Source organism: Halorubrum californiense DSM 19288, from assembly GCF_000336875.1.
Classification (GTDB): Archaea; Halobacteriota; Halobacteria; order Halobacteriales; family Haloferacaceae; genus Halorubrum; species Halorubrum californiense.
In genome coordinates, this window is sequence record NZ_AOJK01000041.1 from 155518 (window position 1) to 179716 (window position 24199).

The window sequence follows — 24199 nt, forward strand, 5'->3', positions numbered from 1 at the left end:
GGCCGCCGCGATCCGATCCGCGGTATCGAAGCGATTAAGCCCGGAACACGCGAACCGCAGCACATGTACCACCTCATCATCCGCGGCGACCCCGACATCCGGAAGGACGCGGTGATCGAGCACGAGGGCGAGGAGCTGGTCTGTTTCGGCATCAACGTTCAGGGCGGCTGGCACGGCCCGGACGAGCCGCAGCTCTGGTGTACCGTCGGCACCGAAGACGAGCGCGAGGCGTACGACAAACGCGAGTACGTCCCCCACTGGCTCGACGTCGAGACGGTCGACGCCGAGGACCTGAACGTGGTCAAAGCGAAGGGCGAACTCTCCGTTTAAGCCCGGACGACCGACGTTTTCTCCCGGCTCTCCTCAGTCGTCCACCGGCGGGTCCGCCAGCCACGCCTCGATGGCGCCGGCCATCGCGCCGCGCCGGTGGATCGTCCCCGCCTCGGGATCGACGACCGTGCTCTCCGTGCCGGGCGTCTCTCCGCCGTCGATTACGGCGTCCACGCCATCGCGGATCCGGTCGTCGAGGTCGGCCGGGTTCGTGACGCTACCGGTCCCGGAGACGTTGGCGCTCGTCGCGGTGAGCGGCCCGGTCTCGGCCAGTAGCGCCCGCGCGAGGTCGTGGTCCGGCACGCGGATCCCGACGCGGTCGCGCCCGGCGGTGAGCGCGTCGGGAACCCGGTCGCCCCGCTCGACGACGACGGTCACCGGGCCGGGGAGGAACGCCCGCGCGAAGGCGACCGCCAGCTCTGTCGGCCGGGTGTAGCGGAGCGCGTCGTCGACGCTCGCGACGCCGAGCGAGAGGGGGTTCGACCGGTCGCGGCCCTTCAGCTCGAAGGCGCGCTCGACGGCGGCCGCGTGGAGCGCGTCCGCGCCGAGCCCGTACACCGTCTCGGTCGGGTAGACGACGAGGTCCCCGCGGTCGACGGCGGCGGCCGCCGCGCGCAGCTCGTCGGCTCGGTCCGAATCGTCGCTCGTGTCGGCTGTCACGGTCGTCCGTTCGACGCGGAGTTGAAAAAGGGTGACGAGTGGGTGCGCGGCGCTCGCACCGCCGCGGGCGGTCGCGATCGCGCGAGCGGGCGACGGGCAGTGATCGCGGCAGTCGGCGACGGCCGGTCAGTCGACAAGGTCGGCGACCGCGTCGCCGATCGCCTCTGAGTCGGGGAACTCGGGGTGTTCGCTCGCGACCCACGCGTGTTCGACGGTGCGGTCGGCGTCGAGGAGGAAGACGGCCGGGCGGCTCTCCGTGATCCCCGTCATCCCGTCTATCTCGTGTGCGAGGCCGTACTCCTCGATCACGTCAGCGCCCGGGTCCGAGAAGATCCGGACGCCGTCGCCGCGCTCGGCGAGCAGGCGCTTGTGGGCGTACGGCGTCGAGATGGAGACGCCGAGGACGTCGACGTCGTCGCTCCACCCGTGGTCGTCGACCGTGTTGTAGAGGTACGTCCCCTGGAAGGCGCCGTCCATCGGGTGGAACAGCAGCAGGGTCGGCCCGTCGACGACGTCGGCGAGCGCGCGGTCCTCCCAGTACTCGCCGTTCACGAGCGGGCGGGTGAAGTCGGGCGCCGTGTCGCCCTCGTCGACGTGGTCCGTCTCGGGTAAGGAGACGACGTCGAAGTCGACCATCTCAGGCACCTCCCTCGCCGTAGGTCCCTTCGAGGTACTCGACGATGTTCGCGCTCTCGGACATGGTGACGCCGGTCTCGCGGTCGACGATCGCCGGGACGCTCCGGGCGCCGGAGACGCGCTTGACGACGTTGCGCTCGGAGTGCATCGGCTCGACGTACCGGGAGCGGTACTCCAGGTCGAGCTCGTTCAGCGTCCGGACCACGCGCTCGCAGAACGGACACGCCTGGAGCCGGTACAGGGTGATCTGTGGCTCGCTCATGTCTCCGGATTCGCCCGCAAGACGGGTAATCGTGTCGGCAGCGGCACGGGCATCGTGTCGGCAGCGGCACCCTCGGAGACGGGTTCGGTGAGCGGCGAGCGGTGCGCGTCCCAGCGAGTCTCGACACGCGCCGCGGCGACTGGCGGGGCGCTTCGAGGGTAGTCGAAGGGAACGCTTTAATCGCGGGCCGACGGAAGACAAACGAATATGGGCTTGTCGTCTAGCGCGCCGGTGGTCGATGTCCTTCAAGTACCGATGCCGGGCGACGGGGTTATCACCGCCCTCGGCGTCGTCGCGATCCTCTTCTTGGTCGGGCTCTCGGCGTTCTTCTCCTCGTCCGAGATCGCGATGTTCTCGCTGCCGCAACACCGCATCGACAGCCTCGTCGACGAGGGAGTGACGGGGGCGAAGACGATCCGCGAGATGAAACAGAACCCCCACCGGCTGCTGGTGACGATCCTCGTCGGCAACAACATCGTCAACGTGGCGATGACCTCCATCGCCACCGCGCTGTTCGGGATCTACCTCTCCCGCGGCCAGTCCGTGCTGGCGACGACGTTCGGGATCACGACGCTCGTGTTGATATTCGGCGAGAGCGCGCCCAAGTCGTACGCCGTCGAGAACACGGAGTCGTGGGCGCTCCGGATCGCCCGCCCGCTGAAGGCCTCCGAGTACGCGCTGTACCCGCTCGTCGTCCTCTTCGACTACATCGTCAAGGGGGTCAACAGCATCATCGGCGGCTCGGCGGCCATCGAGTCAACGTACGTCACCCGCGACGAGATCCAGGACATCATCGAGACGGGCGAGCGCGAGGGCGTCATCGAGGAGGAGGAACGGGAGATGCTCGACCGCATCTTCCGGTTCAACAACACCATCGCCAAGGAGGTGATGACGCCGCGGCTCGACGTCACCGCCGTCGCGAAGGATGACTCCGTCGAGGAGGCGATCGAGACGTGTATCCAGGCCGACCACGAGCGCGTCCCCGTCTACGAGGGGAACCTCGACAACATCATCGGCGTGGTGACGGTGCGCGACTTGGTCCGCGAGCTGCGCTACTCCGAGGGGACGCCCTCCTTGGAGCGGGTGGTCAAACCGACGCTCCACGTCCCCGAGTCGAAGAACGCCGACGAACTGCTCGCGGAGATGCAGGACAACCGCCTCCAGATGGTGACGGTCATCGACGAGTTCGGGACCACGGAGGGGATCATCACCCTCGAGGACATGGTCGAGGAGATCGTCGGCGAGATCCTCGAAGGCGACGAGGAGGCCCCGGTGGAGTTCGTCGACGAGAACGTCGCGGTCGTCCAGGGCGAGGTGAACATCGACGAGGTGAACGAGATCCTCGGGATCGACCTCCCCGAGGGCGAGGAGTTCGAGACGCTCGCCGGCTTCGTCTTCAACCGCGCCGGCCGCCTCGTCGAGGAGGGCGAAGAGATCGAGTTCGACGAGATCCGGATCCGCATCGAGCGCGTCGACAACACTCGGATCATGTCGGCGCGCGTCACCGTCCTCGACGGCGGCGCCGCGGCGGCAGACTCGAGCGCGCCCGTGGAGACGACCGACTCGACCGACGGGGACGCGGCGGTCGAGGCGGACGGCGACGGCGAACCCGCGCAGAACGACGCGGAATAGGACGCGGAATACGACGTTTTCGGAGCCCGGAGCGATTGTTTATAATCGGCTGATGGTGATTTAGCCGCGACTACCGCCAAAGCCTCAGTCGCTCGGCTATACGTGATTGACCACGGAACGATAGACACCACCTCCAAAGCCCCAGCCCTGAAGCCGGCGCAGGCGACGTAAGCACCGCAGCGAAGGAGTGAGCAGCGCGAGCGACTGATCGAGGCGCGCAACGAGCGTGCGCCGGCTTCGCGGCTGCCCGTTTGAGTCCCGCCCCGCACGGCACCGCACCTCACGCCTCCCCAGCCTCGTCGCCCGCTGCTCGCGGTTTCACCGCTCGCAATCGAGGTGCTCGCTTCGTCGCCGGCGCTTCGCGCCGGCTGCTTGAGGGACCTGCGGTCCCTCTCGGCTCGCACCTCGCACCGCTCGCGACTCCCTCGCGCGTGCTGGTTCGCGCCCTTCGGGCGCTCACAGGCACGCGCCGCCGCAGTTCCGTTTATAAAAATCGTCGAATAATCCGGTTCCGTCTCTCTCTCGCCTCGCTTCAACCCGGCTGTCCGCGCACCGTGTTTAAACGGCGTACGCGCGGGCGGCCGCCACGAGCGCCTTCCGGTAGTCGCTCTCGGAGGGGTCGTGGCCGAGGTCGAGGAACCTATCTTTGAACGCGTCGACGTCGACGGCGTCCGTGTCGCTCCCGGCCGCGCGCGCGAGGTCGTAGATCCGGTGGTCGGGGCCGGCGATGTCGTGCCGCTCCACGAGCGCGAGCGCGAACGCGGCGTTGACGGCGGTTATCTCCGGGTCGGCGCCGGCCGTCACCGGCGGCGAGCCGGTGCGCGACACGTCGGGGCGGTCCGCGACCGCGGCCGCCAGCGTCGATTCGAGGAAGCCGAGCAGCTTGTCCGCGGGCGCCACCGAGAGCGTGATGTCGTCGGCGTAGATGTCTTTCATGTGGTTCGCGATCTGGTAACAGTGCGCGAGCTTGCGACGCTCGACCTCTTCGCCGGAGAGCCCGAGGTACAGCGCTTCCTCCGTCGACTGGAGGTGCGAGGGGTGTCCCTCCTCGTACCGGGCCATGTGCGCGAGTTCGTGGATCGCCAGTTCGCGCGCCATCGCGCTCGTGGCGGCCCGCCGCGAGACGTTCAGGACGTGGTGGTCGTCGTAGTGGCCGGCCCAGGTCCGCTCGTCCGGGTCATCGCGGACCACGACGCGGACCGGCGCCTCCACGGAGCGCTCGGTCTCGAAGAGGTCCGCGGCGCCGAGAAACGGGTCGGGGGGAACGTCCCCCTGAACGCGAAGATCCATGTGTACAGTTCACACGGGAGGCGGCGGTAAGTCTCTTGCGCTCGTGGAACCTCGGGTCGCCCGCGCGCCGGAGACATGTCGACGCCGTGACCCCGCCCGCCCCGGCGTACGCTTTTGAGCCTCCTCTCCGAATCCAGACCCATGCGCATCTACGCGGCCTACGACGACGGGCTCCGGATCGTCGACCCCGCGACCGGCGCGGTCGAGACGCGCCTCTCCGGTCAGCGCGTCGAGTGCCTCTCCGTCGCGCGCGGCGAGGCCGCCGCCGACGCGGACGGCGCGGCCGCCCCGCCGCGCGTCCTCGCGGGGACGTTCGACGCGGGCCTGTTCCGCTCCGCCGACGGCGGGAGCCGGTTCGCGTGCGTGGCTGCCTCGACGCTCGGCCCCGACGGGTCCGGCCCGGACGCGGTGACCGCGGTCGCGACGAGCCCGCACGACCCCGAAGTCGTCTGGATCGGCACGGAGCCCTCGCGGGTGTACCGCTCCGCGGACGGGGGCGAGACGGCCGAGCGCGTCGGCGGGCTGACCGACCTCCCCTCCGCCGACGAGTGGTCGTTCCCGCCGCGGCCCGACACCCACCACGTCAGGTGGATCGAGCCCTCCCCGGCCGACCCGGAACGGTGGCTCGTCGGCATCGAGGCGGGCGCGCTCGCCCTGACGGCCGACGGCGGCGAGACGTGGACCGACCGCCCGCCGGGGTCGCGCCGCGACACCCACGCGATGGCGACGCACTCCGACGCGCCCGACCGCGTCTACGCCGCCGCCGGCGACGGCTTCGCCGAGAGCGACGACCGCGGCGACTCGTGGCGCGTCCGCGACGCCGGCCTCGACCACGGCTACGTCTGGGGGCTCGCGGTCGACCCCGGTGACCCCGACACCGCCGTGGTCAGCGCGGCAGAGAGCGCGACGGCCGCCCACCGCCGCGGTGAGGCGCACCTGTACCGCTACCGTCGCGGCGGGGAGGAAGGAGGCGAAGAAGAGGTGGAGGCACCGGGGTCGACGGGCGACGCTGGCGGATTTGAGCGCCTCGACGACCGCGGGCTCCCGACCGGCGAGGGAACGTATCGAGCGGTCCTCGCGACCGGGCGGTCCACCGGCGAGATCTGGGCGCTCTCGAACCAGGGGCTCTTCGTGACCCGCGACGCTGGCGACTCCTTCGAGCAGGTCCCGGTCGATCTCCCCGACCGAGCGGCGCGGGCGCTGGCGGTCGCTTGAGCAGCGAGCGAGGCGAAAAGAGGCGCAACCCGGTCGGACGCTGCCGAGCGCGGTCAGTCCCGGACGGCGCCGACGATCAGGTAGACGACCGGCGTGTCGATGAGGGCGATGGCGAGCTTCAGCAGGTACTGGCCCAGTCCGAGCGCGAGCAGCGCCGGCGGGTCGAACACCGGCCCGATCCCGAGCAGGAGCGGGGCGGCGTAGAAGGCGACGCCGACGAAGATGGCGGTGTCTATCGCTTGGCTCGTGGCGGTCGAGCCGATGTTGCGGAGCCACAGCATCCCCTCGCCCGTGCGGTCGCGAATCGCGTGGAAGACGAACACGTCCCAGTTCTGGCTCACGACGTACGCCAGCAGGCTGCCCGCGACGATGTTCGCCGCCGGGCCGAGCGCCGTCTGGAAGGCGGCGGACACCTCGGGGTCGACCCCGGGCGCCGCGAGCGTCGACCACACCAGCGCCAGCACGATGAAATTCGCGAGGAACGCGACGTTGACGACCACCTGCGTCGCCCGCCGGCCGTACAGCTCCGCGTAGCAGTCGGAGGCGAGGAACGTGAGCGCGTACGCGAGCGCGGCGCCCGGCAGCAGAATCTCCGCGCCGACCACCGGCAGCGAGAACGGGAGCGGCAGCGCGAGCACCTTCGCGGCGGTGAGCTGCGCGGTCCCGAGCGCGACCGTGAACAGCGTGATGAGCGCCACCGCCGCGACCGCCGACCGGTCCAGCGGGTCGGTCCGGAAGGGGCCGGCCTCGCCGGCCGCCGTCCGACTACTCATCGGTCTCCTCCGCCGACTCGCTCGTCTCCGAACCCGCCGCGGTCGACGCGGAATCGTCGTCGAGCCGGTCGTGGCGGGCGTCGATCTCGTCGAGCAGGTCGAGGTTCTTCCGGATCGACGCGCGCACCGCGTCGCTGCGGTTCACGAACTTCCCGTCGTCGCCGACGTGTTCGTCGAGGTCGGCGAGCAGCTCCGCCGGGATCTCGACGCTTATCTTGGGCATACTCGCGTCGTGGACGCCGGGTAGGGATGAACGTTATTATCCGAGGATTATCGAGGGAGTACAGGGATGCTCGGCTCGACGGTCGGCCGCGCTCAGCCACGCCACCCGCCCGCCCCGAACTCGTAAACCGCTACGTTGAAGTGAGTTTACGAGACCGTTCAGGCATGGCAACGAACACGGAGTCCGTCGACCTCGTCGGCGACGAGGCGGCGACGAACCTCGCGCGCGCCGCGCTGTTCGCGGCGCTCGTCGGGGCGTTCGCGTACGTCTCGTTCCCGAACCCGCTCTCGGCGGGGGTGCCGATCACACTCCAAGTCCTCGGCGTGTTCCTCGCGGGGATCATGCTCGGCCCGGTGTGGGGATCGCTCTCGATGGTCCTGTACCTCGCCGCCGGCGCGGTCGGCGCGCCGGTCTTCTCCGGCGGCACCGCGGGGCTCAGCTACCTGATCGCCAGTCCGACGCTCGGATTCCTCTGGTCGTACCCCTTCGCCGCGGCGGTGATCGGACTCGTCGCCCACCGCGGGACGAGCCTCTCGGACGTCGACGCGGTCCCGACGCCGGTGCTCGTGGGCGCGATGGTCGTCGGGACCGCGATCATCTACGGGTTCGGCACGGTCGGCTTCGCGGTGATACAGTACGACCCGTGGTACGCGTCGCTGTGGCAGGCGTTCGTCGTCTCTTCGCTCGCCTTCGTCCCGGTCGAGGCGGTCAAGATCGCCGCCGCCGTCGGCATCGTGAAGAACGACGCGATCGCGGCGGCCTGAGTCGACGTGATCGCCGTCAGCGACCTCACGCACGAGTTCGACGGGACGGTCGCGCTCGACTCGGTCTCGCTTTCCGTCGACGACGGCGAGTTCCTCCTCGTCGCGGGCCCGAACGGCTCGGGCAAGACGACGCTCGTCCGTCAGTTCAACGGCCTCCTCTCGCCCACGGACGGTGAGGTCCGCGTCAACGGCGTCCCGCCCGAGGAGGACCTCGTCGCGGCGCGGACGGCGGTCGGGATGGTGTTCCAGCGCCCGGAGGACAGCTTCGTCGCCGCGACGATCGCGGCCGACGTCGCGTTCGGCCCCGAGAACCTCGGGCTGTCCCACGACGAGATCGACCGCCGCGTGGCGACGGCCCTCGACGCGGTCAACCTCGCCGGGCGGGGCGACGAGCGGATCGACGCGCTCTCGGGCGGCGAGAAGGCCCGGGTCGCCGTCGCCGGCGCGCTCGCGATGGAGCCGGACCACCTCATCCTCGACGAGCCGTTCTCGGGGCTCGACGAACCCGCCCGTCGCTCGCTGCTGTCTCACCTCGCGTCGCTCTCGGCGGACGGAACGGGGATCGTCGTCGTCACTCACGACCTGCGCGGCCTGATCGACCGGTGCGACCGGGTGATCGCGCTCGCCGATGGGTCGATCGCGTTGGACGCTCCGCCCGAGGCGGCGCGCGCCGAACTCCCCGCCCTCAATGTCCACGTCCCGACGAGCGAGCCTCCCAACGACGAGCCTCACGCGCGATGATCGGTTACGTCCCCGGCTCGACGGTCGCGCACCGGCTCGACCCGCGGGCGAAACTCGCCGTCCAGGTCGCGTTCGCCGCCGCGGCGTTCGCGTACACGACCCCCCGCGGGCTCGCCGTCCTGTCCGTCCTCGCGCTCGCGGTCACCCGGCTCGCGTCGCTGTCGCTCGCGAGCGTCGCGCGCTCGTTCAGGGTCTTCTTCCCCTTCCTCGTCGCCGCGCCGCTCGTCGCGACGGTCCAAATCTCCCCGCCGGCGATCGACCCGGAAGCCGCCGTCTACCCGGCGCTGTCGAGCTACCGCGTGCTGCTCGTCGTCGCCGTCAGCGCGGCGTACGTCCGCACGACGACGGTGCGAGAGTCGCGCGCGGCGATCCAGCGGACAGTCCCGGGTCGCCCCGGCGTGTTCCTCGGCGTCGGCGTCTCGCTCGTCTTCCGGTTCCTCCCCCTCATCCGGCGGGAGATCACGGCGGTCAGGGAGGCGTCGGCGGCCCGACTCGGCACCGAACGCCCGCTCATCGACCGGATCGAGCGCGTCGCCGTCGCGGGCGCGACCCGGACGCTAAGGCGCGCGGACCGCCTCTCGACGGCGCTTTCGGCCCGCTGTTTCGCGTGGAACCCGACGCTGCCGCGGCTTTCCCTCACTCGGATGGACGTCCCGGCGCTGGCGCTCGCGGGGGCGCTACTGGCGGCGACGCTGTTTCGGGCCGTCTGACCCCCGTCGTTCGCGCGAGGTCCCACGGTCCGTCTCCGCGAAGGGAGTCCCCGTCCGTGTGAACGCCGGGCGACGATCCCCGCGTTGTGGCAAGTTTTAACCCGACCGTATCCGGGTGATCGATCATGATTCCCTTACAGGCGGCAACCCGCGAGACCTTCTGGACTATCGGTCCGGTGGGAAAGGCGGCGTTCTACTGGCTCGCCGCCGTCGCGGTCCTCGTCTTCTTGTACGGCGTCTACGCGCGGTTCGCCGCGTACGCGCGCGGGAGCGCGGACCCCCGCGATCGACTGTCGAACCTCCCCGGCCGAGTGGTCGGGGCGACGAAGACCGTCCTCGCGAACGAGAACCAGTTCGACGGGGACCTCTACACCGGCGTGATGCACACGTTCGTGCTGTGGGGGTTCCTCGTCCTGCTCGTCGCGACGACCATCCTCGGGATCGACATCGACATCTACCGCCCGCTCACGGGCGAATCCTTCTGGGTCGGCGACTTCTACCTCGCCTACCAGTTCGCCGTCGACGCGTTCGGCCTGCTGTTCGTCGTCGGCGTCGGCATGGCCGGGTTCCGTCGCTACCGGAGCCGCGAGGGCCGACTGTGGGGGAAACACACCTCGTTCGAGGACGACGCGTTCGTCTGGACCCTCTTCCTGCTCGGGGTCGGCGGCTTCGTCGTCGAGGGCGTGAGCATGGTCGGCCAGCCGCAGCGGGCGACCGAGACGGTGAGTTTCGTCGGGATGGCGCTCGCGACCGGGCTGGAGACGGCCGGACTCACGGCCGCGGGCGCGGAGGCTGCCTACGGCGTCATCTGGTGGAGCCACTCGCTGCTGGCGTTCGCGTTCGTCGCGTGGATCCCGTACGCGAAGCCGTTCCACATGATCTCGTCGTTCGCCAACGTCGTCGCCCGCGATGAGCAGGCGGGCGCGCGGCTCCCGAACGTCCCCGCTGACCTCGATCACACGAACGCGGAGTCGCTCGACGACTTCACGTGGAAAGAGCTGATGGACGGCGACGCCTGTACGAAGTGCGGGCGGTGTACCGACGCCTGTCCCGCGGACACGGTCGGGCGCAACCTCGACCCGCGGAACGTCATCCTCGACCTGAAGGCGTACCGCGAGTCGGTGAGCGACGACCCGGTTGCGGGGTCCGGCGGCGGGCCGGTGGCGACCGACGGCGGAACCGCTGCGGTCAGCGACGGCGGCGTGGCCAGCTCCGCCGCCGTCAACGACGGAGGAACGGTCCCCATCGTCGCCGACGAAGGGGGCGTCATCGACGCCGAGTCGATGGAGTCGTGTATGTCCTGTATGGCGTGTATGGACGCCTGCCCGGTCGACATCGAACACCTCACGTCGTTCACGAAGATGAACCGCCAGCTCGTCGATGAGGGGGCGGTCGACTCGAACCTCCAAGACGTGTTCCAAGACGTGATGCAGAAGGGGAACACCTTCGGCGAGTCGCAGTCGACGCGGGGCGACTGGGCGGACGACCTCGACGACGACGTCGACGTGCCGGACGCCCGCGAGACCGAGGTGGAGTACCTCTGGTACGTCGGCGACTACCCGAGCTTCGACGACCGGAACAAGAAAGTCGCCCGCGCGCTCGCCCGTCTCTTCGATGAGGCCGACGTCTCGTTCGGCATCCTCTTCGACGACGAGAAGACGGACGGCAACGACATCCGCCGGATCGGCGAGGAGTTCCTCTACCTCGAACTGGCGGGCCACCACGTCGAGACGTTCGCCGACTGCGAGTTCGAGAACATCGTCTGTACCGACCCGCACTCGTACAACACGATCAAAAACGAGTACCCCGAGGTCGACTTCGCGGAGTTCGCGGACGACCCGATGATGCCGTTCGACCGCGAGGAGCCGTGGAACCCGGCGGGAGAGGTCGACGTGTTCCACTGGACGCAGGTGGCCGAAGAGCTGGTCGAGGCGGGGCGGCTCGGCCTCGCCGGCGACGAACTCGACTACACCGTCACCTACCACGACCCCTGCCACCTCGGTCGGTACAATGACGAGTACGAGGCGCCCCGCGAACTAATCCGGGCGACCGGCGCCGACCTGTACGAGATGCCGCGCTCGCGCGACGACTCGTTCTGCTGTGGCGGGGGCGGCGGCGGGCTCTGGACGGAACACGAGGAAGAGGTCAAGCCGAGCGAGGAACGCCTCCGCGAGGCGGTCGAGGACACCGACGCGGGCGCCGACATCGAGAAGTTCGTCGTCGCCTGCCCGATGTGTACGACGATGTTCGAGGACGGACGGAAGACCGGGAACTTCGAGGACGACGTGGAGATCGTCGACGTTGCGGAGCTGCTGATCGAGGCGGTGGAGGCGGGCTCGTAGGGATCGGGAACCGCTCGGCGGCGGCCCCTACGCGCGTCCAGAGAGCGCGTCCGCGCCGTCGTCGGTGCGGCGCAACAGCGCGCGACCGGGGGCTCGGTCGCGCACCGGCGCGTCGCCGAGGTAGTCGACGAGCGCGTCTCGGAGCAGCGCGATATCCTCGTCGTCGAGCGCCGCGCCCCGCTCTATCGACTCGATCGGACGGCGGTACGCGACGTCCTCGTCGGTCGTATTCCGCGCGGCGTCGAGCAGCGCAGCGTGAGCCACCCACGCCTCCTCCCGGGAGGTAGTCGGCGCCGGCGGCCCGTCGGTGGTGGGAGGGGTCATTCGTCCGGGTTCTCCCGGCACGGGTACTTAAAACCACGTCTCGGTTCCCGACCGGACCCGACGCCGCGGCGCCGTCGACACTGATTTGATCCGCTGATTCGGTGCTATATAGTGTTATATAGAAAAAATTCCAAAACATAGCCGTACCGGGTAGTATGCTTCGCCCTGTACCGCTCATAGCATACTACTTAACCAGAACTCGCCCACTCATCGGTAATGGCTTCTAGCCACGACGCGGACACAGCGGGAATCACGCGGCGGAAATCGCTCGCGGCGATCGCCGGTGCCGGCGCGCTCGGACTCGCCGGCTGTACCCAGAGCGGGAACGGCGGCGACGGCGGCGACGAGCTCTCCGGCCCGATCAACATCGCCGGTTCGAGTACGGTGTTCCCGCTGATGAGCGCGGTCATGGAGGACTTCGCCGAGCAGCACCCGGGCGTCGACCCCGACATTAGCTCGACGGGCTCGGGCGGCGGCTTCTCGAATTTCTTCTGTACGGGCGACACCGATTTCAACAACGCGAGCCGGCCGATCCAGCCGGAAGAGGAGACGCTGTGTGAGGAGAACGGCGTCGAGTACATCGAGCTGATCGCGGCGACCGATGCGCTCACCGTCGTCGTCAACCCCGACGCCGACTGGATCGACTCGCTCACGACCGAAGAGCTCGCCCAGATCTGGAAGTCCGACCCCGCCCAGACGTGGGACGAGGTCCGCGACGAGTTCCCGAACGAGGAGATCGAGCGGTTCGGCGCCGCCGACACCTCCGGCACGTACGACTACTTCATCGAGGCGATCCTCGAAGAGGAGGGCCACACCAGCGACTATCAGGCCACGGAGCAGGACAACACCATCGCGCAGGGCGTCTCGGGCAGCGAGTTCGCCATCGGCTACTTCGGGTTCGCGTACTACTTCCAGAACCCCGATCAGCTCAAGGCCCTCGGCATCGACGACGGCGACGGCCCGGTCAAGCCGAGCCTCGAAACCGCCTCCTCGGGCGAGTACACGCCGCTCTCCCGGCCGCTGTTCACCTACCCCTCGATCTCCTCGCTGGGCGAGGAGCACATCGCGGAGTTCGCCCGCTACTTCGTCGAGCAGACGACGAACGAGGACCTCGTTGCGGGCGACGTCGGCTACGTGCCCGCCACCGAGGAGACGCAGGAAGAACAGATGCAGAAGCTCGAAGACGCGATCGAGCGGGCGCAGGGCTGAACCGGCGCGATGAACCGGTGTATTGATTTACGACAGCGTTCGATACCTCACCGTTCGTGACAGACAGCACAGAGAGTCCCGACCTGTCGCGGCGGGGCGGGCTCACACGACTGAAGGAGGGAACCTACGGCGGCCTGTTCGCGGCGTGCGCCGCGATCACCCTGCTCACCACGGTCGCGATATTCGTCACGCTCCTGTCGGACGCGCTGGTGTTCTTCCGCTCGGTCCCGATAGCCGAGTTCCTCACCGGCATCAACTGGAGCCCGAACCCGGCCGGCGGCGGGCAGGCGTTCGGCATCATACCGCTGTTGATCGGCACCCTCACGGTGACGATCACGGCGGCGTTCATCTCGATCCCGATCGGGACGCTCACCGCCATCTACCTCAGCGAGTACGCGACGCCGAACGCCCGGTCGATCCTGAAACCCTTACTGGAGATCCTCGCGGGCATCCCGACGGTCGTGTACGGGTACTTCGCGCTCGTGTACGTCACGCCGGCGCTGAAGGCGACGCTGTTCCCCGAGATGAGCACGTTCAACGCGCTCGCGGCGTCGATCATGGTCGGGATCATGACGATCCCGATGGTGTCGTCGATCTCAGAGGACGCCATGAGCGCCGTGCCCGACGAACTGCGACAGGCCGGCTACGGGCTCGGCGCGACCAAGTTCGAGGTGTCGACGGGCATCGTCGTCCCGGCGTCGATCTCCGGGATCGCCTCCTCGTACATCCTCGCCGTCTCCCGCGCCATCGGCGAGACGATGATCGTCGTCGTCGCGATGGGCGCGCAGGCGCGGATGCCCGAGATCCAAGAGGCCCTCTTCGGTATCCCGTTCGTCAACCCCGCCGACGTCCTCCTCCAGTCGGGGATGACCATCACCGTCGCGATGGTCCAGATCACCGGCGGTGACCTCACCGGCGGGACGCTCCCGTATAACTCCATGTTCGCGCTCGGCCTCGCGCTGTTCGCGGTCACGCTCGTTATGAACGTAATCAGCGACATCATCGCGCAACGCTACCGGGAGGAGTACTGATGGCGACCGACAACGCCAACGCGGACGGCTTCGGCGAGGTCAGCCGCGTCCGGGGGATCGTCTTCGAGTACCTCTCCTTGGGCGCGAGCGTGTTCGGCCTCGTCGCGCTCGGCGTCCTGCTCGTGTACGTCGCCATCGACGCCTTCGACCTCGCGAACGCCAGCCCCGAGTGGCTGCTCACGTACTTCCTCACGCTCGTCGTGCCCTTCCTCGCGTTCTGTCTGTACAGCGCGGACGACGCCGCGGTGACCCGGCGCGCGCTCGGCGCGCTCGGCGGCGGCCTCGTCGCCGTCGCCGCGCTGTTCACCGCGATCGAGGCGCTCGTCGTCCCGATCCCGCGACTCAACTGGCAGCTCGCGTACCTCTTCGTCGTCGCGGCCCCGGTCACCGCGTACCTCGCGTACGTCGGCAGCGGCGGCCGCGTCGGGGCGGTCGGCTTCGGCCTCCTCGGTCGGCTCGTCGGCGGGGTCGCCGTCGGGCTCGCCGCCGGCACGCTGTTCCTCGTGTTCGACCCGCTGCTGTGGTTCCTCGCGTACACGCTCGGCGTCCTCCCGGCCGTCGGGCTGTACGCGCTCGGTCGGCTTCGCTCGTCGCCGCGGGCACAGACCGCGACGGTGCCGGTCGGTCTCGTCGGCTTGGTCGCCGCTGCCTTCCTCCGCGAGGTCGTCGCGACGTACCCGTCGGACCTCCTCATCTACCTCTGGACGATCGCGATCCCGGTCGCGGCCGCCGGGGCGCTCCTCGTCGGCGATCGCCGGGGCCGCACCGCCGCGGTCGCGGTCGGCGGCGCTCCGCTCGTCGTCGCGACCGCCGGGGGATTCCTGGCGTCGAGCGCCGGACTCCCTGCCCCCACGGTCCTCCTCGTGCTCGTCCTGACCGGCGTGCCGACCGCGGTGTACGTCTCCCGCGTCGTCGACGCCGGCGAGGGGCTCGCCGGGCTCGGGCTCCCGTTCCTCCTCGCCGGGGGCGTGATCGCCGGCGCGCTGGTCGTCCAGACCTTCGGGTTCCCGACCCCCGAGCCGTGGCTCGACGGGTCGTTCCTCACGGCGGCACCCTCTCGGACGCCGACGGACGCGGGCCTCTACCCGGCCATCGTCGGGTCCGTCATCATCATCGCGCTGGTCGCCGTGCTGTCGTTCGCGCTCGGCGTCGGCACGTCGGTCTTCTTGGAGGAGTACACGCCGGGGACCGGCCCGCTCGGCACGCTGACGCGGATCCTTCAGGTCAACGTCGCGAACCTCGCGGCGGTGCCGTCGGTCGTCTACGGGCTCCTCGGGCTGGGGCTGTTCGCGAACCTCCTCGGGCTCGGCATCGGGACGGCGGTGACCGCGGCGCTGACGCTGTCGCTGCTCATCCTCCCGATCACGATCATCTCCGCGCAGGAGGCGATCCGGTCCGTGCCGGACGACCTCCGGCGCGGCTCCGACGCCATGGGCGCGACGCGCTGGCAGACGACGAAGAACGTGGTCCTGCCCGAGGCGATGCCGGGGATCCTCACCGGAACGATCCTCGCGCTCGGCCGCGCCATCGGCGAGACCGCGCCGCTAATCATGATCGGCGCGGCGACGACGGTGTTCAGGGCGCCTGACAGCCTGTTCAGCCGGTTCAGCGCCATGCCGATGCAGATCTACACGTGGGCCGGCTTCCCGCAGGCCGACTTCCGGTACGGCGTCGTCGCCGCAGGCGTTATCACGCTGCTGATCATCCTCGTCGGCATGAACGGAACGGCCATCCTGCTGCGGAACCGCGCGGAACGGGGGAGCTAACATGAGCAACACCACATCAGACGACTCGCTGATCACGACGGAGGTACAGGCGGACTCGAACGACGACCGCGCGGCGCCCGCCGCCGGCACCGCGGTGGCGGCCCGCGACCTCGACGTCTTCTACGGCGACGAACAGGCGATCGACGACGTGACGATGGAGATCCCGGAGAAGCGCGTCACCGCGCTCATCGGCCCCTCGGGCTGCGGGAAGTCGACGTTCCTCCGGTGTATCAACCGGATGAACGACATGATCGAGATCTGCCGCGTCGAGGGCGACGTGGAGTTCGGCGGCAAGAACGTGTACGACGGCGACGTCGACCCCGTCGCCTTACGCCGGAAGATCGGGATGGTGTTCCAGAAGCCGAATCCGTTCCCGAAGTCGATCCGCGACAATGTCGCGTACGGGCTGAAGATCCAGGGGTTCGACGGCGACGTCGACGCGCGCGTCGAGGAGTCGCTGAAGGGGGCGGCGCTGTGGGACGAGGTGAAAGACCAACTCGACTCCTCGGGGCTCGAACTCTCCGGCGGGCAACAGCAACGGCTCTGTATCGCCCGCGCCATCGCGCCCGACCCGGAGGTCATTCTGATGGACGAGCCGACCTCGGCGCTCGACCCCGTCGCGGCCTCGAAGATCGAGGACCTCATCGACGACCTCGCGGAGGAGTACACCGTCATCATCGTCACGCACAACATGCAGCAGGCGGCCCGGATCTCCGACCGCACCGCGGTCTTCCTCACGGGCGGCGAGCTGGTCGAGTACGACGACACCGCGAAAATATTCGAGGACCCCGAGGAACAGCGCGTCGAGGACTACATCACGGGGAAGTTCGGATAGATGCCCCGCGAGAACTACCAGGCTCGGCTCGACGAGCTCGGAGCCGACGTGGTCGCGATGGGCGAGACCGTCTGCGACCGGCTCGACGACGCGATCGAGGCGGCGGTCTCCGGCGACGAGGAACTCGCCCGGTCGGTGATCGAGACCGACCACGAGGTCAACGAGACGTACCTCGCGCTGGAAGACGAGTGTACGGAGCTGTTGGCGCTCCAGCAGCCGGTGGCCGGCGACCTCCGGCTCGTCACCGCCTCCTTCAAGATCATCACCGACCTCGAACGCGTCGCCGACCTCGCGACGAACGTCGCGGCGTACGGCGGTCCCGAGGGCGGCGTCCACGACGCCGTCGACGTGCGCGCCCTCGGCGACGGCGCCCGCGAGATGGTCGCGGACGCGGTCGCCGCCTACGCGGCGCGCGACCCCGACGCCTGCCGCCAGATCGCCGCCAGCGACGACGCCTTCGACGACCGCTGTCGGGAGGCGAGCGAGGCGGTCGTCCGCGAGCTGCTGGAGGCCGACCGCGCCCGCAACGCCGCGCGCGACGGTCCGGAACCGACCGACGGCGAGGCGCTCGAAGCCTCCCTCGACGAGGTGTCGCAGGCGCTGCTCGCGGTGCGCGACCTCGAACGGATCGCGGACCACGCGGTCAACGTCGCGGCGCGGACGCTGTACATGATCGAGAACGACGACGAGCTGATCTACTGAGGGCGAGCGCTCCGCGGCGAGCGGTGGGGCGCGGTTCCGACTGCTGCCCCGGCCCGGTGCGGTTCCGACTGCTGCCCCGGCCCGGTGCGGTTCCGACTGCTGCCCCGGCCCGGTGCGGTTCCGACTGCTGCCCCGGCCCAGCCGCTTCCGGAATCACTAATCCGCTCCGTGCGCACCGAACGCACGGTGACGGTACTCTACGAGCTCATCGGCGACCAGCATCTCGCCGTCTGGATCGCGCTCGGCCTGCTCGGCTTCTTGCTGACTTGGAAGGGGGCGAACGTCATCGAGTCGACCACGTCGAAGATCAGCGACCACTTCGGCGTCTCGCAGGCGATTCAGGGCGGGCTCATCGTCGCGGCCGCGACGTCGTTCCCGGAGCTCGCGATCATCGTCATCTCGGTGCTCGTCCTCGGCGACTTCGGCGTCGGCGCCGGCGCGCTCATCGGGACGGCGGTGTTCAATATCTTGGTCATCCCGGCTGCCGTCTCCATCACGAGCGGCGACACGACGACGACACAGGGGATCGTCTACCGCGACGCCATCTTCTACATGGTCGCCGTCCTCGCGCTGTTCGGCGTGATCGCGCTCGGCGTCCTCGGCACCGACGGGCGGGAGCTCGCGCGGATCTCCCCGCAGATGGGCGTCGGCCTGCTGGTGCTGTACGGCGTGTACGTCGTCCTCCTCGCCGGCGGCAAGAGCGGCGCGTCGGACATGAAGCGGACCGAATCGGCGAACCTCCCGAAGCAGGTCGGGCTGTTCGCGGCCGGGATGGTCGTCGTGCTCGTCGGCGTCGAGTCGATGGTCACCATGACGGTACAGCTCTCCGAGGCGCTCGACGCGCCGTCGTTCCTCGTCTCCGTGACCGTGCTGTCGGCGATGAGCTCCTTCCCGGACCTGCTCGTCGGCGTGAAGATGGGCAAGGCCGGCGACAAGCGGGCGGCGGTCGCGAACGTCTTCGGGACGAACACGTTCAACCTCGTCGCGGCGCTGCCGATCGGCGTCATCCTCGCCGGCGGCGTCTCGATCGGCTTCCTCACCTCCGTGCCGCTCCTGCTGTTCCTGTTTTACACCACCCTCGTCGTGGTGGTGATGGCCGCGACGGACTTCGAGATCACCACCGAGGAGGGGTACGTCTTCCTCGCGATGTACGTCGCCTTCCTCGGGTGGATGACGGCGGAGGCGTTCGGAATCACGACGTTCCTGACCGAGTCGACGCTCCGGACGATCGTCGGGTGAGCGGGTCGTATGGCGCCCTCGGCCGCGATCGCGTCTGGGGCGCTCGGCTACTCCGTCCGAACCCGGATCTCGATCCCGTCGGCGTCGGTGACGGCGATCCCGTCGTCGCGCTCCGCGACGGCGAACTCCGCGTCGCCCTCGGTTGCGACCGCGCCAAGGCGGGCCCGTATCGTCTCCAGCGCGGCCGCGTCCGGGACGACCACCTCGAACCACGCGATCCCGCGTCCCGCGGCGGGGGTCGTCCGTCCCCGCCACGTGTTCGCGCCGAGGTGGTGGTGGTAGCCGCCGGCCGCGACGAACCTGACGTCCGGACCGCTCATCCCGGTCTCGAAGCCGAGACCGTCGACGTACACCGCCTCGAACGCCGACAGCGAGGTCACTTCGAGGTGGACGTGGCCCACGTCGGTGTCGGCGGGGGCGCGGTCGACGAGGGCCTCGGAGCCCGCTCCGCCATCGCCGCTCCCGTCGGTCGCGGCCGCGGCGACCCCTTCGACGTCGAGCGGGTCGGTCGCCATCCGCACCGTTCCGTCCTCGGCGCGGGGCCACTCCTCGCGGGGCCGGTCGCGGTAGATCTCCACGCCGTTCCCCTCGGGGTCGTCGAGGTATAACGCCTCGCTGACGAGGTGGTCGGAGGCGCCGTCGAGCCGCCACCGCTCCCCGACGCGCCCGAGCGCCTCGCCGAGCGCGGCCCGCGAGCGGACCCGGAACGCGGTGTGGAAGAGCCCGGCGTCGGTCCGGCTCCGGGCCGGGCGGTCGGCGTCGCGTTCCAAGACGAGCAGGGGCGTCCCTCCGGCTCCGAGCGTCGCGCGCTCGGCGTCGCGGTCGAGGACGGCGAGGCCGACCACGTCCCGGTAGAACGCGGTCGTCTCGTCGAGGTCGGCGACCCGGAGCGCGGCGCGGCCGATCCGCGTTTCGGCGGGGAGTCGGTCGTCGCGGCCGCTCGCGGCGGCGCCGGAGTCGCGGTCGTCGGTGTCGGTCATCGTGCGAACTACGGTCGCCCGCGCGTTCAACGCGTCGGTGGCGGAGCCGGGTCGGGCGGGCTTGCGCCCGCTCCGAACCTTCCCAATCTTCCGTTAGAATCAAACCCGCACGCGACACAGCGTAGTGTATGAGCGCCGAACAGCAGGAGCGGGCCGTCCGGTGTCTGGTCGCGAAGGTCGGGCTCGACGGCCACGACCGGGGCGCACACGTGATCGCGCGGGCGTTCCGCGACGCCGGCTTCGAGGTCGTCTACTCCGGGCTCCACAGGGCGCCGGACGACATCGTTCAGGCGGCGGTTCAGGAGGACGTCGATGTCCTCGGCATCTCGATCCTCTCGGGCGCGCACAACACCCTCGTCCCGAAGGTGATCGAGGGGCTCAAGGAGTACGACGCGTTCGACGACACGCTGATCCTCGTCGGCGGGATCATCCCGGACGAGGACGAGGCCGACCTGAAGGAACTGGGCGTCGCCGAGGTGTTCGGCCCCGGGACGCCGATGGAGGAGACGATCGAGTTCATCCGGAACAACGTCCCGGAGCGCGCGTAGATGGCCGGGTCGGACGCACCCGCGTTCGCGGACGCGCCGACGCTCTCGGACGCCGACGCGGCGCTCGTCGAGGACCTCCTCTCGGGGAGCCACCGCGCGCTCGCCCGCGTCATCACCAAGATCGAGAACCGGACGCCGGGGTACCGCGCGATCGTCTCCGCGCTCCACGAGCACACCGGCGGCGCGGACGTGATCGGGGTCACCGGCTCGCCGGGCGCCGGGAAGTCGACGCTCGTCGACAAGCTCGCCGCCACCTACCGCGACCGCGGCGACACGGTCGGCGTGATCGCGGTCGACCCCTCCTCGCCGTACACCGGCGGGGCCGTCCTCGGCGACCGGATCCGGATGGGGTCGAACGTCGGCGACATGGACGTGTTCTTCCGCTCGATGAGCGCGCGCGGCCAGCTCGGTGGCCTCTCGACCGCGACCGCGGACGCCGTGAAGGCGCTCGACGCCTTCGGGAAAGACGTCGTCGTGCTGGAGACCGTCGGCGCGGGGCAGAACGAGGTCGACGTGGTCCGCACCGCCGACACGGTCGCCGTGCTGGTCCAGCCCGGCTCCGGCGACGACGTGCAGACGCTGAAGGCCGGAATACTCGAGATCGGCGACGTCTTCGTCGTCAACAAGGCGGACATGGACGGCGCACAGCGGACCGTCGCCGAGCTGGAGGAGATGGTCCACCGCCGCGAGGGCGGGACCACGGGCCGCGGCGCCGGCCACCACGGCGCGGCCTCGATGGCCTCGACCGGCGCGGGCGGCTCCGCGGCGGGCCACGGCGACGGCCACCACGGCGGCGATCACGCAGACGGCTCCGGACACGGCGAGTCCGACGGGCACGCGGACGACTCCGACGAGTCGTGGACGCCCGAGGTCCTCGAGACCGTCGCGAACAGCGGCGAGGGGGTGGAGGCGCTGATCGAGACGTTCGACGCGCACGCGGCGTATTTGCGCGAATCCGGCGAGATCGAGACGACCGAGCGCCGCCGGTACGCCGAAGAGATCCGCACGCTCGTGCGCGCCGACGTGGGGGCGCTCGCGACCGCCGAGATCGAGCGCCGGGGCGGGATCGACCGCCTCGCGGAGCGGGTCCGCGACCGCGAGACCGACCCGTACGCGGTCGCGGAGGCGATCGTCGGCCCGATCGCCGACTGCGTCGACGAGGTCGCGGACGGCGACCGCGACGAGTGACGATCGCTCCCGCGCGCTTCGCCGACCTCCGGTCGCGTCCCACGGGTATAAGTCGCCAGCGAACCAACAGGTTTCCATGAAGCTCAGGAACCTCCTCGGCGGCGCCGCCCTCGGCGTCGGCGCGCTCGCAGCCATCAACACCGGCCTCCGGTACGAGGGCGAACTGGAGTCCCCGCTCGACGGCGACGACCGCACCTTCCGCTGGCGCGGGATGGACGTCGCCTACACCGAGGCGGGCGACCCGGACGACCCCGACCTCCTCTTACTCCACGGGATCAACGCCGCCGGGTCCTCCGGCGAGTGGCGCGCGGTGTTCGACGAGTTGGCCGACGAGTACCACGTCGTCGCGCCCGACTTCCCGGGGTACGGCCGCTCCAACCGGCCGCCGCTCCGGTACTCCGCCGCGCTGTACGAGGACTTCGTCCACGACTTCCTCGCCGAGTTCGACGAGCCGGCCGTCGTCGCCTCTTCGCTGTCGGCCGCGTATGCGGTCGCCGCAGTCGACGACGGCGACGCGGAGGGGGGCGTTACGCTGCGCGGGTTCGTCGCGGTCTGCCCGACGGCGACCGCGGGGCCGAGCCCGGCCAAGGCGTGGCTCCGGGAGCTGCTCCGCGCCCCGCTCGTCGGGGGAGCGCTGTTCAACGTCATCACGGCGAAGCCGTCGATCCGGCACTTCAACGCCGACCACGGCTACGACGACCCCGCGAACCCGAGCGCCGAGTGGACCGACTACGAGTGGCGCACGACCCACGTCGAGAACGCGCGGTTCGCGCCCGCCTCGTTCGTCTCCGGGAGCCTGAACAGCGATATCGACCTCGCCGGCGCGCTCGCGGACCTGGACGTTCCGCCGACGATCGTCTGGGGTCGGGAGGCGACGGTGAGTCCCCTCACCGAGGGGCGCGACCTCGCCGACGCCGCCGACGCGCGGCTCGTCGTCTTCGACCGCGCGCGGCTGCTCCCCCACGTCGAACACCCCGAGCGGTTCGTCGAGACGGTCGAGGAGGCGCTCGTCGCGGGCGCGACGGCGTAGCGGTCGGCTCTCCCGGCGATTCTCAGCCCTGAGCATCGGACGGTCACGGATAACTACGGCACCTACCGAGTGTTTCCCCTGACGGACACGTTTCGCCTCCTGTGCGTCGACGACGAACCGGGACTGGCCCGGCTCGTGGCGACGCACCTCGAACGAGACGACGACCTCGACTGCGAGACCGCGGTCGAGACGGACCCCCGCGAGGCGCTCCGCCGCGTGGAGCGGGAGTCCTTCGACTGCGTCGTCAGCGACTACGACATGCCCGGCCTGACGGGCGTCGAACTGCTCTTGGCGGCCCGGGAGGTCGAACCGGAGCTCCCGTTCCTGCTCTTCTCCGCGACCGGGTCCGACGAGATAGCGGCCGAGATGGTCCGCGCGGGCGTCAGCGACTACGTTTCGAAGCACGGCGGGGCGGACGGCTACACCGTGCTGCTCCGTCGCGTCAAGCGCGCCGAAGCGGGCGAGGGCGCGTGCTTCGACGCCGGCTTCGAGGACGGTCGCCCCCGAGACGTCACCCTCGACGGCGTCTGTACCGTGGGGCCGGACGGCACCTTCGAGTTCGTCGGTGAGGAGTACGGCGAGCTGTACGGGTACGACCCCGAGGAGCTCGAAGGAGAGCCGTGGCAGCGGCTCCACCCCGACGACGAGGTCGAACACATCCGCACCCACATCATCCCGGCCGTGACCGACGGCGAGCGGTGGAGCGGAACGAGTACGGGGCTCCGGGCGGACGGGAGTCGGTTCGCCGAGTCGAAGATGGTGAGTACCACTGCGGACGACCGGCTGGTCATCTCGGTCTCGCCGCTCGACGCCGTCGGACGCGCCGCCGACGACTGAGCCGGGCCAATCCCGACTCGGGGCGGATCCTCACTTCCTCACTTGTCGTGGTGACCCCTCACCCGTCGCGGCGGAGGTACAACGTCTTCTCGCAGGCGGCGTGGACCGCCCCGTCCTCGTCGACGAGCGAGACGAGGTACTCCCGGTCGGTCGACTCGCCCGGGTCGAGTTCCTCGCGGATCGCCTCGGTCTCGGACGCCGGTAGCTCGAACTCCGCGTACAGCGTGTCGCGGCCGGGCTCGATGAACTCCAGCGCGGCCGACTTGTCCCACACGGTGAACCCGTCGCCGAGGACGCGACGGAGCATCGTCATGTACACCGGGTCGATCGCGCCGTAGATGCTCCCGCCGAAGATGGTGCCGACCGCGTTGCGGGTGCGCCAGTTCAGCGGGACGCGGATCCGGACGTAGCGCCAGCCGGCGGCGATGTGGTCGACCCGGGCTCCGGTGCCCCGGTACGCGGGCAGGAGGTTGAACCCGTGCCGCCAGAGCCGCGTCCGGCGGCTCTCCGCCGGCGGGTCCTCGCGCAGGGGTCGCGGGTCGGGGTCGCGGTCGACCCCGGTCGGGGAATCGCTCACGCCGATCCGCGGTGGGCCGGCGACAAACCGGTGTCGGAACCGGCGACAACCCGTCCGGGGTTTCACGTCGAACGCTCCTCCACGCGACTTACAGTAGTTTGAGGAGAAAGCCCACGACTTCAGTCGTGGGATGAATCCGACAGTGACGGAAACAGGTATGTCGGTACGTTTCGTGGATTGTGCTACCGAGTCCGAGGTAAGGATACGCACGTCACCGTGGCGGTAAATGAAGCCCGCTATCTCGGTCGGAGGCCGTACTGGCACGGCCCACAACCCCACCGTCTCAGACGAGTGGGGAACCTCTCCGTCGTGGGCACGGTCTGTGGCCGTGGAACCCCACGACGTCACTCGTGGG

Annotated in this window: 26 protein-coding genes; 17 read left to right on the forward strand and 9 right to left on the reverse strand. The window is 69.9% G+C overall.

What is annotated here, in order from left to right; translation table 11 throughout:
- The first annotated feature begins 63 nt into the window (after positions 1 to 63).
- Positions 64 to 330 carry an HAH_0734 family protein gene (locus tag C463_RS09335; protein ID WP_008443032.1) on the forward strand — a complete coding sequence of 89 codons (267 nt, stop codon included), beginning with the start codon at positions 64 to 66 and terminating at the stop codon, positions 328 to 330.
- Between the two features lie 33 nt (positions 331 to 363).
- Here C463_RS09335 and C463_RS09340 read toward each other — a convergent pair whose 3' ends face one another.
- From C463_RS09340 to C463_RS09350, 3 genes are all read right to left on the reverse strand, one after another.
- Positions 364 to 990, reverse strand: coding sequence for an L-threonylcarbamoyladenylate synthase (locus C463_RS09340; RefSeq protein ID WP_008443033.1), 627 nt, complete (start codon positions 988 to 990; stop codon positions 364 to 366).
- 126 nt (positions 991 to 1116) lie between these two features.
- Positions 1117 to 1626: a redoxin domain-containing protein gene (locus tag C463_RS09345; RefSeq protein ID WP_049905745.1), complete on the reverse strand. Its 510-nt coding sequence runs from the start codon at positions 1624 to 1626 to the stop codon at positions 1117 to 1119.
- A 1-nt stretch (position 1627) separates the two neighbouring features.
- A complete protein-coding gene (locus C463_RS09350) occupies positions 1628 to 1888 on the reverse strand; it encodes a glutaredoxin family protein (RefSeq protein ID WP_008443047.1) in 261 nt (86 codons plus the stop codon).
- Between the two features lie 207 nt (positions 1889 to 2095).
- Between C463_RS09350 and C463_RS09355 the strand changes: the two genes are divergently transcribed.
- Positions 2096 to 3520 carry a hemolysin family protein gene (locus C463_RS09355; protein WP_049905746.1) on the forward strand — a complete coding sequence of 475 codons (1425 nt, stop codon included), beginning with the start codon at positions 2096 to 2098 and terminating at the stop codon, positions 3518 to 3520.
- Positions 3521 to 4078: 558 nt separating this feature from the next.
- Here the strand turns inward: C463_RS09355 and C463_RS09360 are convergent.
- Complete coding sequence (locus C463_RS09360) at positions 4079 to 4810, reverse strand: DUF5781 family protein (RefSeq protein WP_008443049.1); 732 nt, start codon at positions 4808 to 4810, stop codon at positions 4079 to 4081.
- 141 nt (positions 4811 to 4951) lie between these two features.
- On the opposite strand from C463_RS09360, the gene C463_RS09365 reads away from it, so the two are divergent.
- Positions 4952 to 6025: a hypothetical protein gene (locus C463_RS09365; RefSeq protein WP_008443050.1), complete on the forward strand. Its 1074-nt coding sequence runs from the start codon at positions 4952 to 4954 to the stop codon at positions 6023 to 6025.
- A 53-nt stretch (positions 6026 to 6078) separates the two neighbouring features.
- Here the strand turns inward: C463_RS09365 and C463_RS09370 are convergent, their stop codons facing one another.
- Together C463_RS09370 and C463_RS09375 are read right to left on the reverse strand one after the other, a co-directional pair.
- Positions 6079 to 6798, reverse strand: coding sequence for a queuosine precursor transporter (locus C463_RS09370; RefSeq protein ID WP_008443051.1), 720 nt, complete (start codon positions 6796 to 6798; stop codon positions 6079 to 6081).
- On the reverse strand, positions 6791 to 7021 hold the full coding sequence (locus C463_RS09375) for a ribbon-helix-helix domain-containing protein (protein WP_008443052.1): 231 nt from the start codon (positions 7019 to 7021) through the stop codon (positions 6791 to 6793). The genes C463_RS09370 and C463_RS09375 overlap by 8 nt, the downstream gene beginning before the upstream one ends.
- A gap of 164 nt (positions 7022 to 7185) precedes the next feature.
- Between C463_RS09375 and C463_RS09380 the strand changes: the two genes are divergently transcribed.
- The 4 genes from C463_RS09380 to C463_RS09395 all read left to right on the forward strand — a co-directional run bounded on the left by C463_RS09380 (position 7186) and on the right by C463_RS09395 (position 11578).
- Entirely contained in the window at positions 7186 to 7785 is a 600-nt protein-coding gene (locus tag C463_RS09380; RefSeq protein ID WP_008443053.1) for a biotin transporter BioY, read from the forward strand.
- Between the two features lie 6 nt (positions 7786 to 7791).
- Positions 7792 to 8526 carry an energy-coupling factor ABC transporter ATP-binding protein gene (locus tag C463_RS09385; protein ID WP_008443054.1) on the forward strand — a complete coding sequence of 245 codons (735 nt, stop codon included), beginning with the start codon at positions 7792 to 7794 and terminating at the stop codon, positions 8524 to 8526.
- Complete coding sequence (locus C463_RS09390) at positions 8523 to 9236, forward strand: energy-coupling factor transporter transmembrane component T family protein (protein WP_008443056.1); 714 nt, start codon at positions 8523 to 8525, stop codon at positions 9234 to 9236. Before C463_RS09385 ends, C463_RS09390 begins: the two co-directional genes overlap by 4 nt.
- 125 nt (positions 9237 to 9361) lie before the next feature.
- Positions 9362 to 11578 carry a (Fe-S)-binding protein gene (locus C463_RS09395; RefSeq protein ID WP_008443057.1) on the forward strand — a complete coding sequence of 739 codons (2217 nt, stop codon included), beginning with the start codon at positions 9362 to 9364 and terminating at the stop codon, positions 11576 to 11578.
- Positions 11579 to 11605: 27 nt separating this feature from the next.
- Here the strand turns inward: C463_RS09395 and C463_RS09400 are convergent, their stop codons facing one another.
- Entirely contained in the window at positions 11606 to 11902 is a 297-nt protein-coding gene (locus C463_RS09400; RefSeq protein WP_008443058.1) for a DUF7853 family protein, read from the reverse strand.
- Positions 11903 to 12118: 216 nt separating this feature from the next.
- Here C463_RS09400 and C463_RS09405 point away from each other — a divergent pair, with 216 nt between their 5' ends.
- The 6 genes from C463_RS09405 to C463_RS09430 all read left to right on the forward strand — a co-directional run bounded on the left by C463_RS09405 (position 12119) and on the right by C463_RS09430 (position 18684).
- Positions 12119 to 13111, forward strand: a complete 993-nt coding sequence (locus C463_RS09405; RefSeq protein ID WP_008443059.1) for a PstS family phosphate ABC transporter substrate-binding protein — start codon at positions 12119 to 12121, stop codon at positions 13109 to 13111.
- Positions 13112 to 13167: 56 nt separating this feature from the next.
- Positions 13168 to 14142 carry a phosphate ABC transporter permease subunit PstC gene (gene pstC / locus C463_RS09410; protein ID WP_008443060.1) on the forward strand — a complete coding sequence of 325 codons (975 nt, stop codon included), beginning with the start codon at positions 13168 to 13170 and terminating at the stop codon, positions 14140 to 14142.
- Positions 14142 to 15908, forward strand: coding sequence for a phosphate ABC transporter permease PstA (gene pstA, locus C463_RS09415; RefSeq protein ID WP_008443062.1), 1767 nt, complete (start codon positions 14142 to 14144; stop codon positions 15906 to 15908). The genes pstC and pstA overlap by 1 nt, the downstream gene beginning before the upstream one ends.
- 1 nt (position 15909) lies before the next feature.
- Positions 15910 to 16743: a phosphate ABC transporter ATP-binding protein PstB gene (pstB, locus tag C463_RS09420; RefSeq protein WP_008443064.1), complete on the forward strand. Its 834-nt coding sequence runs from the start codon at positions 15910 to 15912 to the stop codon at positions 16741 to 16743.
- Positions 16744 to 17445 (forward strand): phosphate signaling complex protein PhoU, encoded by a 702-nt coding sequence (phoU, locus tag C463_RS09425; RefSeq protein ID WP_008443066.1) that lies wholly within the window; start codon positions 16744 to 16746, stop codon positions 17443 to 17445.
- Between the two features lie 186 nt (positions 17446 to 17631).
- Entirely contained in the window at positions 17632 to 18684 is a 1053-nt protein-coding gene (locus C463_RS09430) for a sodium:calcium antiporter (RefSeq protein WP_049905750.1), read from the forward strand.
- Between the two features lie 47 nt (positions 18685 to 18731).
- On the opposite strand, the gene C463_RS09435 is transcribed toward C463_RS09430, so the two are convergent.
- Positions 18732 to 19664, reverse strand: coding sequence for a VOC family protein (locus C463_RS09435; protein ID WP_008443070.1), 933 nt, complete (start codon positions 19662 to 19664; stop codon positions 18732 to 18734).
- Between the two features lie 128 nt (positions 19665 to 19792).
- Here C463_RS09435 and C463_RS09440 point away from each other — a divergent pair, with 128 nt between their 5' ends.
- From C463_RS09440 to C463_RS09455, 4 genes are all read left to right on the forward strand, one after another.
- Positions 19793 to 20212: a cobalamin B12-binding domain-containing protein gene (locus tag C463_RS09440; RefSeq protein WP_008443073.1), complete on the forward strand. Its 420-nt coding sequence runs from the start codon at positions 19793 to 19795 to the stop codon at positions 20210 to 20212.
- Complete coding sequence (gene meaB, locus C463_RS09445) at positions 20213 to 21400, forward strand: methylmalonyl Co-A mutase-associated GTPase MeaB (protein ID WP_008443074.1); 1188 nt, start codon at positions 20213 to 20215, stop codon at positions 21398 to 21400.
- Between the two features lie 76 nt (positions 21401 to 21476).
- Positions 21477 to 22430, forward strand: coding sequence for an alpha/beta fold hydrolase (locus C463_RS09450; protein WP_008443075.1), 954 nt, complete (start codon positions 21477 to 21479; stop codon positions 22428 to 22430).
- 78 nt (positions 22431 to 22508) lie between these two features.
- Complete coding sequence (locus tag C463_RS09455; protein ID WP_049905766.1) at positions 22509 to 23267, forward strand: response regulator; 759 nt, start codon at positions 22509 to 22511, stop codon at positions 23265 to 23267.
- Positions 23268 to 23325: 58 nt separating this feature from the next.
- On the opposite strand, the gene C463_RS09460 is transcribed toward C463_RS09455, so the two are convergent.
- The gene (locus tag C463_RS09460) at positions 23326 to 23844 is read right to left on the reverse strand and encodes a DUF4442 domain-containing protein (protein ID WP_008443077.1); all 519 of its coding nucleotides are present in this window, start codon (positions 23842 to 23844) and stop codon (positions 23326 to 23328) included.
- Between the last annotated feature and the right edge of the window lie 355 nt (positions 23845 to 24199).

What these genes read in the sequence shown, in the direction of transcription:
- C463_RS09365 (WP_008443050.1), top strand. Translation starts at nt 4,952, where the DNA reads ATGCGCATCTACGCGGCCTACGACGACGGGCTCCGGATCGTCGACCCC.
- C463_RS09380 (WP_008443053.1), top strand. Translation starts at nt 7,186, where the DNA reads ATGGCAACGAACACGGAGTCCGTCGACCTCGTCGGCGACGAGGCGGCG.
- C463_RS09350 (WP_008443047.1), bottom strand. Translation starts at nt 1,888, where the DNA reads ATGAGCGAGCCACAGATCACCCTGTACCGGCTCCAGGCGTGTCCGTTC.
- meaB (WP_008443074.1), top strand. Translation starts at nt 20,213, where the DNA reads ATGGCCGGGTCGGACGCACCCGCGTTCGCGGACGCGCCGACGCTCTCG.
- C463_RS09335 (WP_008443032.1), top strand. Translation starts at nt 64, where the DNA reads ATGTACCACCTCATCATCCGCGGCGACCCCGACATCCGGAAGGACGCG.
- C463_RS09355 (WP_049905746.1), top strand. Translation starts at nt 2,096, where the DNA reads ATGGGCTTGTCGTCTAGCGCGCCGGTGGTCGATGTCCTTCAAGTACCG.
- C463_RS09435 (WP_008443070.1), bottom strand. Translation starts at nt 19,664, where the DNA reads ATGACCGACACCGACGACCGCGACTCCGGCGCCGCCGCGAGCGGCCGC.
- C463_RS09360 (WP_008443049.1), bottom strand. Translation starts at nt 4,810, where the DNA reads ATGGATCTTCGCGTTCAGGGGGACGTTCCCCCCGACCCGTTTCTCGGC.
- C463_RS09405 (WP_008443059.1), top strand. Translation starts at nt 12,119, where the DNA reads ATGGCTTCTAGCCACGACGCGGACACAGCGGGAATCACGCGGCGGAAA.
- C463_RS09375 (WP_008443052.1), bottom strand. Translation starts at nt 7,021, where the DNA reads ATGCCCAAGATAAGCGTCGAGATCCCGGCGGAGCTGCTCGCCGACCTC.
- phoU (WP_008443066.1), top strand. Translation starts at nt 16,744, where the DNA reads ATGCCCCGCGAGAACTACCAGGCTCGGCTCGACGAGCTCGGAGCCGAC.
- C463_RS09395 (WP_008443057.1), top strand. Translation starts at nt 9,362, where the DNA reads ATGATTCCCTTACAGGCGGCAACCCGCGAGACCTTCTGGACTATCGGT.
- C463_RS09390 (WP_008443056.1), top strand. Translation starts at nt 8,523, where the DNA reads ATGATCGGTTACGTCCCCGGCTCGACGGTCGCGCACCGGCTCGACCCG.
- C463_RS09400 (WP_008443058.1), bottom strand. Translation starts at nt 11,902, where the DNA reads ATGACCCCTCCCACCACCGACGGGCCGCCGGCGCCGACTACCTCCCGG.
- pstA (WP_008443062.1), top strand. Translation starts at nt 14,142, where the DNA reads ATGGCGACCGACAACGCCAACGCGGACGGCTTCGGCGAGGTCAGCCGC.
- C463_RS09440 (WP_008443073.1), top strand. Translation starts at nt 19,793, where the DNA reads ATGAGCGCCGAACAGCAGGAGCGGGCCGTCCGGTGTCTGGTCGCGAAG.
- pstB (WP_008443064.1), top strand. Translation starts at nt 15,910, where the DNA reads ATGAGCAACACCACATCAGACGACTCGCTGATCACGACGGAGGTACAG.
- C463_RS09345 (WP_049905745.1), bottom strand. Translation starts at nt 1,626, where the DNA reads ATGGTCGACTTCGACGTCGTCTCCTTACCCGAGACGGACCACGTCGAC.
- C463_RS09450 (WP_008443075.1), top strand. Translation starts at nt 21,477, where the DNA reads ATGAAGCTCAGGAACCTCCTCGGCGGCGCCGCCCTCGGCGTCGGCGCG.
- C463_RS09370 (WP_008443051.1), bottom strand. Translation starts at nt 6,798, where the DNA reads ATGAGTAGTCGGACGGCGGCCGGCGAGGCCGGCCCCTTCCGGACCGAC.